Origin of the sequence: Streptomyces sp. NPDC047085, assembly GCF_040643735.1 — a bacterium.
In the GTDB taxonomy this organism is placed as follows: Bacteria; Actinomycetota; Actinomycetes; order Streptomycetales; family Streptomycetaceae; genus Streptomyces.
In genome coordinates, this window is record NZ_JBEYUW010000017.1 from 87,786 (window position 1) to 103,900 (window position 16,115).

Genomic DNA, 16,115 nt, shown 5'->3' on the forward strand with positions numbered 1-16,115 from the left:
CGGCTGGTTGGTCAGGTCGGCCGTTGTGGATCGCGTGGCTGTGGTGGGTCACGGTCACGGCGCTTCTTCCGGTGCGGCACGCAACCCGGGCCCCGTCGTCCAAGCCACGACGTAGGAACGTTGCGGCAGGGTGGTTGGGTTGGCGGCGGGCGCGCAATGCACGGTGTAGGCGCGCTCCAGCCGGCCGGAGACCACCAGGCGGGAGCCGTCGGGGTCGGCTTCCCGTACGGCGAAGTCCCGTGGCCGGCCGCCGAATCCGACGCCCTCCGCCTTCGCGACCGCTTCCTTGGCGGTCCAGAAGCGGGTGAACCACAGGTCCTCGGTGCCGTCGCCCTCGGAGAGGGTCCGCAGCAGCCGCAGTTCGTCCGGGCCGAGGGCGGTGGCCAGGGTCGCGGGGTCGCGCGCGATGACCTCTTCGATGTCGATGCCCGGACCGGGAGTGGAGGTGTGCGGTCGTACGACCGCCACGCCCGCCTCGGCCCGGTGCGCGAGCGAGACGTCCAGCGGGGGCAGGGTGCGTCCGTGCAGGCCGGTGACGTACGGGCGGCCGAGTTCGTCGTTGCGCACCCGGATCTCCGCGGGAAAGACGGGGCCTTCGCCGTGCTGCCACAGCCACTGCCGTACGGCGTCCTTGACCGCGATCCGGCCGAGCAGCCACTGTCTGCGCCCGCGCGGCGGGCGCCCGGCGTACTCCTTGCGCTCCGCGCCGCCCAGCGAGTTGCGCATGATCAGCTCGCGGGAGGCGAGGTCCGGCCAGCGCTCGTGCACCAGCGCCCAGCCGCCGGGCCGGGCCTCGGAGAGGGTGTGGCGCTCCGGGAAGCGTTCGACGGGGCGGGTGTGCGGATCGTTATCGAAGCGGCGGTCCTGCCAGCCGGTCAGCACCGCCCACACCCGCCCGCCGACGGTCAGTTCGGCGTCCGCCTCCAGCAACGCGTCGGTGAGAGAGGTGATCCGGAGCAGGCAGTCGACCGGTGTGCCGGGGGCGGGGTGGGGACCGTGGAACCGCATCTGCCTCATCTGTACGGGGAACACCACCGTTCGCTCGGTGCGGGTCGCCATGATCCAGTAGCCGAGGAGCTGACCCACGTTGTCCAGCAGCGCGCCGGGCGCCGCGGGTGCCGTGATCACGCCCCGGATGTGCCGCTCGCCGATCGCCGTCAGTTCGGTCACGCCCTGGTACGCCGGGCCGTGGAACATCCAGCGGTCGCGGTAGAGCTGGGCGGCGGTGTGATCGGGGGTGCGTTCGGGGGCGTCGGGGAGGGGGCTCGACGCGGGCGGTGCGGGGTGGCGGGGGGCGAGTTCGACCACGGCGCGGGCGGTGGGGCCGAAGGTGACGGTGACGCGGTCCCGGTGGCCGGGAGCGGGGGTGACGGTGACGGTCACGTCGACCGGGGGTGTGGCGGTGAGCCAGCGGTCGAACCGGGCTCCGTGCACGGCGACCGCGCGCATCCCGGGGACCGCGTCCTCCGCCGCGTCCATCATGTGCCGGACGATGGTCGTGGCGGGGACGACCGGCCAACGGTCTTCCGCGTCAGGCCAGTTGGAGCGTTGCGGGAAGAAGCAGTGGTCCAGGAGGTGGGGCATGGTGTGGGGCGAGATGTGGAGGGTTGTGGGGGTGGCGGGGGGCGTGGGGGCCGTGGAGGCCGTGAAGTCCGTGGAGGTGAAGGGGCGCGGGGCACGGCCGCGCAGTGCGCTCGCCGTGATCAGTTCCGCCGCCGTGTCCACCGTGTCCCTTAACAGGGCGGACAGCTCGGCGGCGGCAGGGAAGCGCGCGGCGAGGTCGTCGAGCGGGGACGTGCCGGGACGGGGCGAACCCGGCGCCTGCGCCGGTTCCGGCCGGCCTTGCCGCAGCTCCGCCCGCAGGGCGTCGAGGTCCGGTCCGGCCAGGGACACCAGGGCACCGTCGAGGTCGAGACGGACGGGCGGGCGCGCGGGGGTCGGCAGGGGCGCGGTGGTACGGGGCGCGGGCTCGGGTACGGGTACGGGTACGGCAGTGGACGGTATCGCGGGCGCCACCTGTGCCCCTGCCGCCCACAACGCCGTTGCCGCGCACCGGAGTTGGGCCATGCCGGTGCGGTGAGGCGAGTTGGCGGCCACGGTGAGGTGGTCCCGGTCGCCGAGGGTGTCGTCGATGAGAGAGGCCAGGTGCCCGGGGCCGGTCTGGACGAAGGTGCGGTGGCCTGCCGCGTACAGGGCCTCGATCAGCTCGCGGAACCGGACGGGTTCCAGCAGGTGCCGTACGAACAGCTCGCGCACCGCGGCCTCGTCGCGCGGGAAGGGCGCCGCGGTCGTCCCGGACCATACCGGCACGGTCGGCGGGTGCAGCCGGAAGTGGTCGGCGGCCTGCTTGATCGGCGCGAGGTACGGTTCGAGCATCGGCGTGTGGAAGCCCGAGCGGAACGGCAGCACCTGGCACAGGACGCCCTCGGCGCGGAAGGCCCGTACGAACTCCTCGACCGCCGCGTCCGGTCCGCAGACCATGGACTGACGGGGGGCGTTGTCGTGGGACAGCACGATCCCAGCGCCGGCCCACGAGGCTTGCAGCGCGGTGCGCACCCGTTCGGCCGAGGCGCCCACGGCGGCGAAGGCGAGACCGGGCACCGTGACCATGTCCGGATCGAACTCGGCCATGAAGGCGTCCACTTGGTCGGCCGAATACAGTCCGGCCACCGCCATGGCCGTCCACTCCCCGACGCTGTGACCGGCGACCGCGTCCGGTACGACCCCCATGCGGCGCAGCGCGGCGTCCAGCAGCCGGCCCACACCGACCACCCCGAATCCGTGCCGCCCGACGTCCCCGACCGGCACCTCCGCGCCGTTGCCGTTGCCGGAGCCGCTACCGGAGCCGGTGTCGGTGAGCTGGGGCAGGCCGAAGTGGGCGGCGATGTCGTCCACGCGGGGCACGAAGTCGCCTTCCAGTCCCGGGAAGACGAAGGCCAGTCTGCCGTCGGCAGTTCCGAGCAGCGGGGTGGGCCGGAACCACACGTCGTTGCGCCCCTGCCACGCGCGCCCCCTGCCGACGACCCTGCGGGCCAGGGCGAGCCGCTTGGCGGTGGGGTCGACGATGCCGAGCCGTACGGGACCGGCGTCGGGACGCGGTCGCGCGGGATCGAGACCGGCGGCGAGGACGCCGGAGTCGTCGGTGTCGAGGAGGGCGGCAAGGCGGTCGACACTCTCGGCGGCCAGCAGGAGAATCCGCTCGGCACCGTTCCCTGCCGTGGCTCCGTCTCCAGTCTCGGCCTTGGGCTCGGCCTCTGGTCCGTGCTCGGCGATGGGCTCCCGGCGGCGAGCACGGGTGCTGGGGCTGGGACGGGCGGACGACCGTACGCGCGGGCCGGACGGGCTGGGCGCCTCCTCCAGCACCACATGCGCGTTGATCCCGCCGAATCCGAAGGCGTTCACGGCGGCCCGCCGGACCGGTTGTTCCGGGCCGGTCTCCCAGGGGAGCGCCTGTTCCAGGGTGCGGAAGCGCGTGGCCCCGAGCGCGGGGTGAGGGTCGTCGCAGTGGAGGGTGGGCAGGAGGGTGCGGTGGTGCAGGGCGAGGGCGGCCTTGACCAGACCGGCGACTCCTGCGGCCGGCATGGTGTGCCCGATCATCGACTTCACCGAGCCGAGCACCGGCCGCCGATCGCCGCAGGACGCCGCGCCGGGCCCGAACACCTCGGCCAGGGTGGCGAGTTCGGCGGTGTCACCGGCCGGGGTGGCGGTGCCGTGGGCCTCCAGCAGGCCGAGGGAGTGCGGGGCGGCCGGGTCGAGTCCGGCGGCCCGCCAGGCCTGGCGCACCGCGCGGGCCTGGCCGCCGGGATCGGGGCTGGCGAGCCCGGCGGTACGGCCGTCGCTGGCCACGCCGGTCCCGCGGATCACGGCGTACACGCGGTCGCCGTCGCGTTCGGCGTCCGCGAGGCGTTTCAGTACGACGACACCGGTGCCCTCGCCGATGAGGAGGCCGTCGGCGTCGCGGTGGAAGGGGCGGCTGCGCTGGGTCGGGGACAGGGCGCGGAGCTGGGAGAAGACGCTCCAGAGGGTGATGTCGTGGCAGTGGTGCACTCCCCCGGCCAGCATCATGTCGCAGCGGCCGGTGGTGAGTTCGGTGACGGCCTGGTCGACGGCGACCAGGGAGGAGGCGCAGGCCGCGTCCACGGTGTAGGCGGGTCCGCGCAGGTCGAGGCGGTTGGCGATACGGGAGGCGGCGAGGTTGGGAACGAGGCCGATCGCGGACTCGGGGCTGTCCGGACCGCCGAGCCGTTCCGTGAACGCCGCCCGGACCCGGTCCAGTTGGGCGGACGACAGATCGGGCAGCAACTCGCCTAACGTGCGGACGAGTTGTCCGGCGGTCCGCACCCGCTGGTCCAACCGGACCAGGCCGGGAGTGAGATAGCCGCCCCGGCCGAGGGCCACGCCGATCCGGTGCCGTTCGGGCAACCGGCCCTCGCCCCCCGTACCGGTAACACCGGCCACGGCGCCCGCGTCGGCGAGCGCGGCCGCGGCGACGTCGAGGGCGATCAGCTGGTCGGGCTCGGTGCCCGGCACGGAGGCGGGCATGATGCCGTACCGGGTGACCTCCACCTCGGCCAGGCCGTCCACGAACCCGCCGCGCCGGCAGTACACCTGGTCGGCGACGGCGGGCCCGGCGGCGGAGTCCGGGCGGTAGTAGTCCGCGTCCCACCGCCCCTCGGGGACGTCACCGATCGCGTCCACACCGCCCCGCAGGTTGCGCCAGTAGGCGTCGAGGCCAGGGGCTCCGGGCAGCAGGACCGCCATCCCGACGATGGCGACGGGAGTCTGACGTCCGGTCATGTCACCAGCTGCCCGAGGCGGTCTGGACGACGGCGCGGACCGACGGGTCGCCCCAGGCAAGCTCCCGGAGCAGGGCCGCGGTGCCCTCGTCCGGGTCGATCAGCCGCACCCCACGCCGGGCGTACTCCCGGCCGAGTTCCGCGCCGACCATGCCGGTGTGGGTGTCCGACGGTGCCCAGGGGCCCCAGTGCACGGTGAGCGCGCGGTGGCCCGTGCGGTCGGCCCAGTCGGCGCCGATCCGTTCCAGGGCGTCGTTCGCGGCGGCGTAGTCGGCCTGGCCGCGGTTGCCGAGAACGGCGGCGATGCTGCCGAACAGCACGGTGAAACCAGGTCCCTTGGGCAGCTCCTCCAGCGCGGCGAGCAGAGCGGCGGCCCCGGCCGTCTTCGTGCCGTAGACGCGCTGGAAGGACTCGGGCGTCTTCTCGGCGATCAGCCGGTCCTCGATCACCCCGGCGGCGAAGACGACCCCGTCCAGCCGACCGTGTTCGGCGTGGATCTCCTTCACCGCCTGCAGGACGGCGTCCCGCTCGCGGAAGTCGACCGAGCGGTACCGGGCCTCGCTGCCGAGCTCCGTGAGTTCGGCGAGCGTGGCGGTGATCTCCCGCTGGGCGAGGATCAGTTCGGCGGCGCGGTTGATCTCGGCGGGCCGCAGCGCGCCGTCCGCCGCGAGCGCGGCCCGCAGTTCGACGGGGGTGCGGGCGGCGGCGGTCGCCGGGGGTTCCGGTGCGGTGGGCACGGGAGTACGGCCGAACAGTTCGATCCGGCAGCGGCTCGCCGAGGCCAGTGTGGCCGCGAACCTCGCCGTGATGCCCCGGGCGCCGCCGACCAGCAGCACCACCGAGTCCCGGTCGATCCCGAGCGCGGCGGCCTCGGCGACGCCGTCCCCGGCGGGGCCCGCGCCGGTGCTGCCGAGCGGTCCCAGGGGCGCGGGCACCAGCTCCTGCCCGTACCGCAGCCCGGCGGCCGTGCGCCGGACGACGGGCGCCGGCTCCGGCGCGAGCAGCTCGGCGAGCAGGGCGTCGGCGACGGCCTCGGGCGTGGTGTCCGCCACGGCCACGACCCGGGCGAGCAGGTCCGGGTACTCCCGGCCGACGGTCCGGAACAGTCCGTCCAGACCGGCCGACCCCAGGGCACCGTCACCGGCACTGGCACCGTCACGGCCCCCGCCCCCGCCACCGCCACCGCCACCGCCACTGACTGAGGCCCGCACGGCCAGCAGCCGGCGCGGACGGCGTGCCAGGGCGGCCTGGAGCACGGGGAAGGCGTCCGGCAGGACGGGGAGGTCGGGGCCGGGGAGTGCGCCCAGGTACAGCACGCCGTCGATCCTGCCGTCGGCCTCACCGAGGAGGTGGCCCTGGTGCAGGGCGACCACGTCGGCGCCGTGCGCGGAGAGCCGCGCGCCGACCTCGGCGGCCGCTCCGCCACCGTCGCCGAGCACGACGAACCGGTGGCCGGACAGCGTGACGGCCGGGTCAGGATCGCCCTCCGGTTCCGGGAGCGGCACCGATCGAAGCTCGAAGCGCTGGGGGGCGACGCCGAGGGGGGTCTGCTCGGACTCGGCGACGGCTTGCCGCTGGTCGGCGGTCGCCGACCCGCCCGCCCCGCCCACGCGTGCCGTCAGCCAGGCCGTCACCGAGGCTGCCGTGCGGGCCTTGGCCAGTTCCTCCAGCTCGGCATCGTCCAGGACGTCGGCACCGCCCGCGATCCCCAGGCGCTTGGCGAGCTCACCGGCTATCTCGGCCCGCTTGATCGAGTCGATGCTCAGGTCCGCCTCCAGGTCGAGGTCGGGCTCGATCATGTCGGCCGGGTAGCCGGTGCGCTCGCTGATGATCTCCAGGACGACCCGCTGCACGTCGGTCTCCGGGGCCGGGGCCTGTGCCGGTGCCGGTGCTGGTACCGAGGCTGGTGCCGGGGGCTCTGGCGTCGGTGGCTCCTGTGCGGCGGCTCTGGTCGACAGGGACGCGGAGAGGCCCGGTTCGGCCGGTGCCGTGGGCAGGGTCCGGGCCGACGGTACGGCGGCGACCGGTGCTGCCGGCGTGGCCCCGGCCGTGGACCCGAAGTAGGTGAGCAGCACATCGCGCTGGGCGGCGATCATCTCGCGGCTGGTGCGCAGGAATTCGGAGATCAGGGCGTCGCGGTCGGCCGGGGCGCCGTCCGGCTGGTTCGTCGTCACAGTCGTCTCCACGACTCGTCGGGCCGGTGCGAGGGCACCGGGGAGGAGTGCTCCGTCGGCGGTGCGGACGAGGTGTCCGTCGACCGTCCAGCCGGGCCGTTTCGGCGCCGGTGTCCGGAGCGCGTCGACGGCGTCGCGGCCCCGGAGGAGCCAGGCGGTGCGCACGGGCAGCCCCGCGACGGCCAGTTGGGCGAGTGCGTCGAGCCAGCCGGGCAGTCCGCCGTCGGCCCGGGGCTCGCAGGCGACGGTGCGGTGCGGACGGTCGCCGAGGATCTGGCCGACGAGCCGGGTGAGGACCGTGCCGGGGCCCGCCTCCACGAAGATCCGCGCTCCCGCCTCGTGCATCGCCTCGATCTGCGCGGCGAAGGCGACCGGGGAGCCGATCTGGGCGGCGAGTTCGGCGCGTACGGCGTCGGGGTCGTCCGGGTACGGGGCTGCGGTGCGGTTGGCCCAGACGGGGAACTCGGGCTGTCGTACCGTCTTGTCCGCGAGGACCTTGCCGAACCGCTCGCCGGCGGCGGCCACCACCGGGCTGTGGAAGGCGCACGCGACCGGGATGCGCCGCGCCCCGTGGCCGGCCTCGCGCAACCGGCGTACGGCGGTGTCGATCTCCGCCGTCGGTCCCGAGATCACCGTCTGCTCCGGTGAGTTGCGGTTCGCGACGACGACCGACTCGGGTATGCCCGCCGTGCGCAGGGCCCGTTCGACGGCCTCGCCCGGGGCGCCGACGGCGGCCATGGCGCCGGGCTCCTCCCCCGCTGCCGCCAGGATCGCGGCGGCCCGCTCGGTGCTCAGCTCCAGCAGGGTCTCCGGGTCGAGGGCACCGGCCGCGCACAGGGCGACCAGTTCGCCGTAGCTGTGCCCGGCCGCCAGGTCCGGCTGTACGCCGGCGGCGGTGAGGAAGGCGTGCGCGGCGAGGCCCGTGATGCCGAGCGCGGGCTGTGCGGCGCGGGTGTCGGTGAGGGCGGCCCGGTGCTGCTCCCGGGTCGTCTCGTCGAAGGCGGCGGGCGGGTACAGGGTGTCGGCGTGGGCGCGGCCGAGGTGCAGGTAGTGACGCAGCTCGGGCAGGGCGATCAGCAGGTCGGCGAGCATGCCGGGCCGCTGACTGCCCTGGCCGGGGAAGAGAAAGGCGACCTTGCCGTCGGCCACCTGCCCGTCCGCCTTGCCGTCGGCCACCTGCCCGTCCGCCTTGGCGTCGCCCCCGCCGTCACCCCTGGCGTCAGCCCCGCCGTCACCCTCCGTACCAGCCGTCGGCCGCGCCGGTACGCTCAGCCGCACCCCCGCCGCCGGATCGTGCTCCCCGGCGAGAACCCGCCTCAACTGCCCGACCAGCTCCTCCACATCACAGGCCACGACCGCCACCCGCACCGGCTCGTGCGAGACGTCCGCGCGGTGGGCGGCGGCGAGCGCGAGGTCACGGAGCCGCCAGGGGCGGCCGTCCGTCTCCGCGGCCTGCAGGATCGCCTCGACGTCCCGGTGCGCGGCCGCCGTGTCCTTGCCCCGGAACAGGAACAGCTCCGCGGGCCAGGCGTCCAGGGTCTGCCCGGGTACCTCCGCGCCGTCGTACGCCCCGACGACCACGTGGAAGTTGGTCCCGCCGAATCCGAACGCGCTGACCCCGGCGAGGCGTTCACGCGCCGGTGCCGCCCAGGGCCTGGCGCGGGTGTGGAAGGCGAACGGGCTGCCGTCCCGCGTCCAGGCGGGGTTGGGCCGGTCCAGGTGCAGGGTGGGTGGCTTGACCCCGGTGTAGAGGGAGAGCGTGGTCTTGATCAGGCCCGCGAGTCCGGCGGCGCACTTGGTGTGCCCGATCTGCGACTTGACCGAGCCCAGCACGCAGCCACCCTTCGCGGCGCCCGCCTCGCTGAACACCTCGTCGAGCACGGTGAGTTCGGTGCGGTCGCCGACGACCGTGCCGGTGCCGTGCGCCTCCACCAGTCCGACCTCGGCCGGGGAGACACCGGCGTTGCGGTACGCCCGCAGCAGCGCGGCCCGCTGTCCTTCCGGGCGGGGTGCGGTCAGGCCCAGGGAGCGGCCGTCGCTGGCGGAGCCGAGGCCCTTGATCACGCCGTACACGCGGTCGCCGTCGCGTTCCGCGTCCGCGAGCCGTTTGAGGACGACGCAGGCCACGCCCTCGCCGAGGGCGATGCCGTCCGCGTCGGCGGCGAAGGCGCGGGAGCGGCCGGTCGGTGAGAGGGCGTGCACCGAGGAGAACAGGACGTAGTCGTTGATGCCGTTGTGCAGGTCGGCCCCGCCGCACAGCACGACGTCGCTCGTCCCGGAGGCCAGTTCCTTGCAGGCCACGTCGAGCGCGGCGAGGGAGGAGGCGCAGGCGGCGTCGACGGTGTAGTTGGCGCCGCCGAGGTCCAGCCGGTTGGCGATCCGGCCGGAGATGACGTTGGCGAGCATGCCCGGGAAGGAGTCCTCGGTCAGCCGGGGCAGTTGGTCGTCCAGCCCGTCGGGGACCCTGCCGTAGTACGAGGGAAGGACGGAGCGCACGGTGGCGGCGTTGGACAGGTCGCTGCCCGCCTCGGCGCCGAAGACGACGGAGGTGCGTGAGCGGTCGAACTCCCGCCCCCGGTCGCCGTATCCGGCGTCGTCCAGTGCCCGGCGCGCGGCTTCCAGGGACAGCAGCTGGACCGGTTCGATGCTGCCGAGGGAGGCGGGCGGGATGCCGTAGCGCAGCGGGTCGAAGGGGATGGGGGGCAGGAAGCCGCCCCACTTGGAGGCGGTGCTGCCGCTTTCGTGGTGCACGGCGGGGTCCCAGCGGTCGGGCGGGACCTCGGTGACGGCGTCGTGTCCGGCGACGACGTTCGCCCAGAAGGTGGCGAGGTCGGGCGCCCCCGGGAACATGCAGGCCATGCCGACGACAGCGATGTCGAGGGGCGCGGGCGGGGCCGGCTCGGCGGCGGGCCGGGGCTCGGGCCGTGCGGCGCGCGTGGTGAGGAAGTCGGCGGCGCCGTCGGTGACCGCGTGGTGCAGTTCCGCGAGGGTGGTGGTCGCCGAGCGCAGGAGGGCGACCTCGCCCGCCATGAACATCCCGTCCGAGAGCTGTCGTTCCGGGCCGACGGGCCCCGACTCGCCCTCGGGCGAACGCTCGACGCCCTTGCTGGCGATGCGCAGCCGGCCGACGTTGAGGCGCTCCAGGGCCTCCCACACGTCCCGGTCGGGCAGGCCGGACGCGCGTAACCGGGCCTCGTGGTCGTGGAATTCGGTGGTGAACGGGCTCGGGACGCAGCGGGTGGCGTGGCCGGGCGCGGTCTCCAGCAGTGCGGTCGCGGTGGCGGTCAGGACCTGTCGTTGGAAGAGCGGCTGGATCGCGCCGTGGGCGACGGCCTCCTCGGTGAACAGGTAGGCAGTGCCCATGAGCAGGCCGACGGCGGCGCCTCGGGCGGTGAGCGGGGCGGCCAGGGCGGCGACCATCGCGGCCGAGCGCTCGTCGTGGATGCCGCCCGCGAAGAACACCTCCAGCTGCGGCGCGGTCGCCTCTCCGGACTCGGCCAGGAAGTCGTCCAGTACGGCGAGTTGGGCTTCCCAGAGCGGGAAGGAGGCACGGGGGCCGACGTGCCCGCCGCACTCGGAGCCCTCGAACACGAACCGGCGTGCCCCGGCCCGCAGGAACTGCGCCAGCAGCCCCGGCGACGGCACGTGCAGGAAGGCGTGGATCCCGGCCCGCTCCAGCGCCTCGGCCTGGGCGGGCCGTCCGCCCGCGATGATCGCGTGCGTGGGCCGTAGTTCTCGTACGGCGTCCAGCTGGGCGTTCCGGATGTCCTCGGGCGCGAACCCGAGCACGCCCACGCCCCAGGGGCGTCCGTCGAGCGCCGCGCGCGCCTCCGTCAGCATCGCCCGGGTCCGCTCACCGTCGGCCAGGGCCAGCGCCAGGAAGGGCAGCGCCCCGTCCTCAGCGACGGCCGCGGCGAAGGCCGTCCGGTCGCTGACCCGGGTCATCGGCCCCTGCGCCACCGGCAACCGGGTGCCGAGCGCCCAGCTCATGGGCGACGAGCCGGCCCGAAGAGCCCGCGCGGAGCCTTCCGCGCCTCCGGGACCGCCGACCGCCCCGCGTATCTCCGCCTTCAGCTCCCGCACCGTCCGCCGCACATCGCCCCACCGCTCGGCGAACCGGGCCGCGAGGAACCCGTCCTGACCCAAAGGCAGGAGTTGGCGACGCAGGTCCTGCGCGCCGAGCAGCGACGCGATGGCGTCGGGGTCGCCGGCCGGGTCGTCGGAGGGCGGGCGCAGCGCGTCCGGGCCCCGGCGGCGCAGGATCCGATGCCCTCCGACGACCGCCGTCTCCGAGCCGTCCAGGGACCGCAGCACGGCCCGGGTCGCCTCGGGCAGCCGGGACTCGGCCAGCAGCGCCAGCTGGCTGTCGAGGACCACACCGGCCGCCCCGCCCGCGACGGCCGCTGCCGCCGTACGCGGCCCCATGCCGCCACAGGCCCACACAGGGACGCCCGACTCACCCTCTCGCAAGAGCTGTTGGAGCAGCACGAAGGTGCTCGTCGCACCGACCCGGCCACCGCTCTCGCAGCCCCGCGCGATCAGCCCCCGTGCCCCGGCCCGCACCGCCTCCCTCGCCTGCGCCACATCGGTGACCTCCACCAACACCCGGTACCGCGAGGCGACTTCGGCCGGGCTCCAGGGGGCGTCGGGAGCCAGCACCACGATGTCGGGAGCGCCGTCCAGGTCGCCGGGGCGCAGGGCGCAACGGCCCGCCACCCGCACGCCGAAGGGTCGCGGCGCCGCCCGTTTCAGCCGGTCCAGCTCTTCGCGGGATCTTCGGCAGCCGCCGCCCAGGTCGAGGACGCCGAGCCCGCCGGCACGGCAGGCGGCCTCGGCCAGCACGGCGTCGGGTTCTCCGAAGGGGGTGATGCACAGGATCAGGTCGTGGGCGCGCACAGGGGAGGTCATGATGCTCCGAAGAATCGGCAAGACAGCACGGTGGGGGGTTTGTGCGGCAGGACACTCTGGTGCGGGCACCGGAAACTAGCGAGGTGCTTACTCACGGGTCAACAACGCTGCGAGCTTTTCGGGGCCCGTGGCATCGATTCGGCCAACACACCGAATTCCACCCAAGCACCGGATATCCGAGCAATCCCCTTCAGTCGTGCTGCCATGCAGCCGCCCCGACCCCCGCACGACACACCCCCACAGGCCCGGCAAAACGCCTGGAGCGTTCACCGCCCACTCACTCGACCGCAAGGCCCCAGGACACGAAATCGATGTCTGTAAATTCCGCATGTCCAGGGGCCCATGGCTCGATCGCGGCGGCGGACGGACCACAACCGGTCGCGAGCCCCCATCACCCCGGCAACGAACGCACTTCCGTAGGCACGGACGCCGTTGCCTCCGTGGGCACTGACGCCGTTGCTTCCGGGCGCACGGAGACCGACGCCCCGCCGACCACGGAGACGACCGCACCCCTGACGGAGGACACGGCCGCAGCCACCCGATCATCGGCACCCGCCGGACCACCAGAGCCGACCGGAACACCCGTACCCACCGGTCCGTCCGGAACGGGATCGTCGTGTGCCCCGACCTGGGCGATCCGGGGCTCGTACTTCTGCGGGAACGACTCGTCCCCCTGCCCAGCCCGCCCGAGCCGACCGCCCGGAGCGTCCTCGCCTGGCCGCCCGGACGGCGGCTCGGCACCCCCCTTCGAGGGGTCCCGCGCCCCCAGCCCGGAGTCCGGCTCGCCCGGTGAGCCGGTGTGCCACGACTGCCCGTCCGGCCCCGGCTCCAGGTCCCACCGCTGTCCGGGCGAGCCGTCGCGGACGGCCACGGACAGGCGCCCGGAGTCCGGGGCGAGGGCGAGGCCCTGGTGTCCGCGGAGCACCAGTTCGCCCCGGACCGTGAGGTCGTACGACACCTCCCCCGCGTGCACCAGGCAGCCGGACGTCACCACGCGCCTCGTCCCGGGGTCGGCGGCGAGGCAGACGGTGGGAGCGGCGGCGCTGCGCAGCACTCCGTCGTCCCCGTACGACCACTGCTGGGACCGGGCGGACGAGCATGCCGCCAGCCGCACGGTCGCGCCCGCCGCGATCTCGCCGCCGCGCACGTCCAGACAGCGGCCGGAGACGAGGCTGCGGAGCCGGCCGTGGGCGACCTCGATCCGGCCGCCGGCCGAGGCGGCGGACGAGGAGGCGGTCCGCCGGCCGGTGTCGGCGGAGGACCGGGAACGCGCGAGGGTGGCACCGCCGGGTCCGGGGACACCGTTGTCACCGGACCAGCTCTTGGCCACGAGCACGGTGGCGAGCAGCGCGAGCGCGGTGAGGCCGACACCGGCGGCCATCACCCTTCGGTGGCGGTTCGCCGGCCTCGTCCGATGGCGGCCGGTGGCCGGAAGCCGAGCCGCCTCCGGCGCGCGTGCGGAGGCGTCGGGCCGCGCCCGCGAGGCGCCGCGCCCGGGCCGGGAGTCGAGATAGCGGCGGGCGCCCCACCCGAGCACGGTCTCGGCGAGCAGGACGTCCAGACCGCCGTCGAAATGGCTCAACTGGTCGGCGGCGTGACGGCAGTGGGCGCAGGCCGTCAGATGCCGGCGTACATCGGGGAGCAGGTCGCCGCCGTGGCGCATGGGGACGTCGAGGAGACGGTTGTAGAAACGGCATTCCCTGGAGGGCGCGAGTTCCCGGTGGGCGCGTACGCAGCCCGTCCGGAATTGTTCGCGCGCCTGTTCAACGGCGGTCGTCGCGGTGGCCTCGTCGACCCCCGACAGACCAGCGGGTATGTTTATGGGTTCGGCTTCGACCTCGGTATGCCACAGAAGGCATTGGGAGGCGCCGGGAAGGGCACGGAATGCGCGCTCGGCGAGTTGCCGCTTTTCGGGCGTGCCGGGCATGGTCGCGCGAAGACCGCGACCGCCGTTCGGCTTGCGCAATTCCGGCATGACGCCGCATGCCGCGTCGTCGGCGGCCCAGGCGCGGACGATCTCACGGACGGCCACCAGCAGTTGCGGGCGCAGAGCGCCGCCGACCGCCCCGCCGCTCAGCCGGCCGAGCACGTCATGGAAGGCGGCGGTGGCCACCAGGTGGGCCGAGGGACCGGCGGCGGCCAGGCAGACGATCGCGTAGTCACGGGCGGCGGGCCAGTGCCGGGCCAGCAGCAGGGCGACGGCGTGGTGCCGGCCGGCATGCGGTCCGTCGAGCCGGGCGACGAGATCACGGTCGGACTCCCCGGGGCTCGAACCGGGGTGTGGCGGGAACGGGGGGCGTGGGGGGTGGGAGGACTGCACGGAACCTTTTCCTTTCCAGCCGCAGGACGGCATACGAAAGGGCGTCCTGTCGGAAAGCGGCGCCTGATCGGTGCACACCTGAAGGGCGGCCTCAGGGTTCGGCCCTGGCCATTGCCCTTCTCATGGGTGGCTCACCTTGGCACACACGCCTCACAGGAAACAAGAAGTCCTCATGACTCGGCCTCACATTCGGGCAACCGAATTCGCCCTCCAGCAAAAAGAGGGGCCCGCAGCGGGGCCCCTCTCTCCCAAAGGCCTTGTCAGTCCTTGTTGTTGGGACGCAGCGTCCACACCACCTGCATCTCGCTGGTGACCGCTCCGTCCGCGCGCCGGATCTCGATCGCCACGGGGAACTCGGGGCGCTGCCCCGCGTCCAGCTCGGCCACCACGTCGGCGGCCGGGCGGCCCAGGGTCGCGGTCGCCGTGACGGCGCCCATCGCCAGCTTCTTGTAGGCGATCTCGGCCCGCACGGCGAGCGGCACGGCACGCGAGAGCTGGTCCCCGAACGCGGCCAGCACGATCGCGCCGCTGGCCGACTCCCCGAGCGTGAACATCGCGCCGGCGTGCGGCCCGCCCACGTGGTTGTGGAAGTCGCCCTGGTCCGGCAGGGACACCACGGCCTTGTCCGGAGAGGTCTCCAGGAACTCCAGGTTCAACGTCCGGGCCATCGGCACGGTGGCGGCGAGCATCTCGCCGATCGACATCTGGTCTGCGCTCATGCCGCCATGTTACTCGCGAGTAGCAGAGCTGACCAGTGCCCTCGCCCGCCATACGTCCCGCATCCGCCCCCTGATCCACCCCGGTGATCACCTCTGTATCGTTGCGGCCCATGTGGCCAGGGGAACAGCCGCCGGGGAGCGGCCAGCAGCACAACCCGTACCAGCAGCCCGGCTACCAGCAGCCCCCTCCGTACCAGCAGCCGGGCCATCAACAGCCGGGTCACCCGCAGCCCGGCCCGTACGCGGGGCACCAGCCACCCGCCCCCTGGGACCGGCCCGGCGCCGGGGCTCCGGCACCGCGGCCGGGCGGCGGCGGACGCACCAAGCTGGTGGCGGTCCTCGCGGCGGCGGCCGTGGTCGTCGCGGCCGGCGTGACCGGGTTCCTGCTGCTGGGCGGCGGGAGCGACGACCAGGCCGGGCCCGGCCCCGGCCCGAACTCCCCCACCGCCTCCGCCCCTTCGGCCACGGCCACGACCACGGACAACCCCCGCGCGACGGGCCACGACCCGAAGCCGACGGTCGCCGGCTGGAAGGTCGTGGTGAACCCGGTCACCGGCATCGCCTTCGACGTCCCCGCCGAGTGGCAGGTGCGCTCCAGGACCTGGATCACCTACGTCACCGAGGACTCCGATCCCAACGGCGAGGACGGCAGGGTCCTGGTCGGCATGAAGGCGCCCGCCGTGCTGAAGGAGAAGTGGTGCGGCTCGGACGACGACAGGAACGGCACGACCGACTACACCTCGCTCGCGAACGTGGGCACGCGTGGCAACAAGGGCGCGAAGAGCACCGCGGAGGTCGCCCGTGAGGACTCGGCGAACTGGGTCTACGGCTGGTTCACGCAGCCGGACCGCAAGAGGGTCACGACCGGCCCGGTCACGTCGTACACCACCGCCTCCGGGCTCACCGGCAGCGTCGTCACCTCCCGGTCGTCCGGGGTCGAGAAGAAGCACAAGTGCGACTCCGACGGCAAAGCGACCACGTTCGCCTTCAGGAATCCGGACGGCGCCATTCTGTCCTGGTCCTTCTTCGGCGCCCAGGGCGTCTCCGAGGAGGTCCCGGACGCGACGGTCCGCGCCATCATGCGCACGGTGCGCCTGTACGCCGAGCCCTCGGGCTCCTGATGCGAGACCCCCGACTTCGGTACGTCCCTGACAAGGGGTGGTGACCGAAACGTTTCCTGGGGCCCACTAGGGTTACT

General features: G+C 74.2%; 5 protein-coding genes. 1 reads left to right on the forward strand and 4 read right to left on the reverse strand.

Going from position 1 to position 16,115, the window contains the following annotated elements; all coding sequences use genetic code 11:
• Positions 1 to 54: 54 nt before the first annotated feature.
• The 4 genes from ABZ865_RS37875 to ABZ865_RS37890 form a co-directional block, all read right to left on the reverse strand.
• The gene (locus tag ABZ865_RS37875) at positions 55 to 4,797 is read right to left on the reverse strand and encodes a beta-ketoacyl synthase N-terminal-like domain-containing protein (protein ID WP_361240663.1); all 4,743 of its coding nucleotides are present in this window, start codon (positions 4,795 to 4,797) and stop codon (positions 55 to 57) included.
• A gap of 1 nt (position 4,798) precedes the next feature.
• The gene (locus ABZ865_RS37880; protein ID WP_361240666.1) at positions 4,799 to 11,878 is read right to left on the reverse strand and encodes an SDR family oxidoreductase; all 7,080 of its coding nucleotides are present in this window, start codon (positions 11,876 to 11,878) and stop codon (positions 4,799 to 4,801) included.
• A gap of 391 nt (positions 11,879 to 12,269) precedes the next feature.
• Entirely contained in the window at positions 12,270 to 14,198 is a 1,929-nt protein-coding gene (locus tag ABZ865_RS37885) for a ricin-type beta-trefoil lectin domain protein (RefSeq protein ID WP_361240669.1), read from the reverse strand.
• A gap of 260 nt (positions 14,199 to 14,458) precedes the next feature.
• Positions 14,459 to 14,917, reverse strand: a complete 459-nt coding sequence (locus tag ABZ865_RS37890) for a DUF4442 domain-containing protein (RefSeq protein ID WP_361240672.1) — start codon at positions 14,915 to 14,917, stop codon at positions 14,459 to 14,461.
• 110 nt (positions 14,918 to 15,027) lie between these two features.
• On the opposite strand from ABZ865_RS37890, the gene ABZ865_RS37895 reads away from it, so the two are divergent.
• Positions 15,028 to 16,038, forward strand: a complete 1,011-nt coding sequence (locus ABZ865_RS37895; protein WP_361240675.1) for a hypothetical protein — start codon at positions 15,028 to 15,030, stop codon at positions 16,036 to 16,038.
• Positions 16,039 to 16,115 lie beyond the last annotated feature (77 nt).

What these genes read in the sequence shown, in the direction of transcription:
- ABZ865_RS37875 (WP_361240663.1), bottom strand. Translation starts at nt 4,797, where the DNA reads ATGACCGGACGTCAGACTCCCGTCGCCATCGTCGGGATGGCGGTCCTG.
- ABZ865_RS37880 (WP_361240666.1), bottom strand. Translation starts at nt 11,878, where the DNA reads ATGACCTCCCCTGTGCGCGCCCACGACCTGATCCTGTGCATCACCCCC.
- ABZ865_RS37890 (WP_361240672.1), bottom strand. Translation starts at nt 14,917, where the DNA reads ATGAGCGCAGACCAGATGTCGATCGGCGAGATGCTCGCCGCCACCGTG.
- ABZ865_RS37895 (WP_361240675.1), top strand. Translation starts at nt 15,028, where the DNA reads ATGTGGCCAGGGGAACAGCCGCCGGGGAGCGGCCAGCAGCACAACCCG.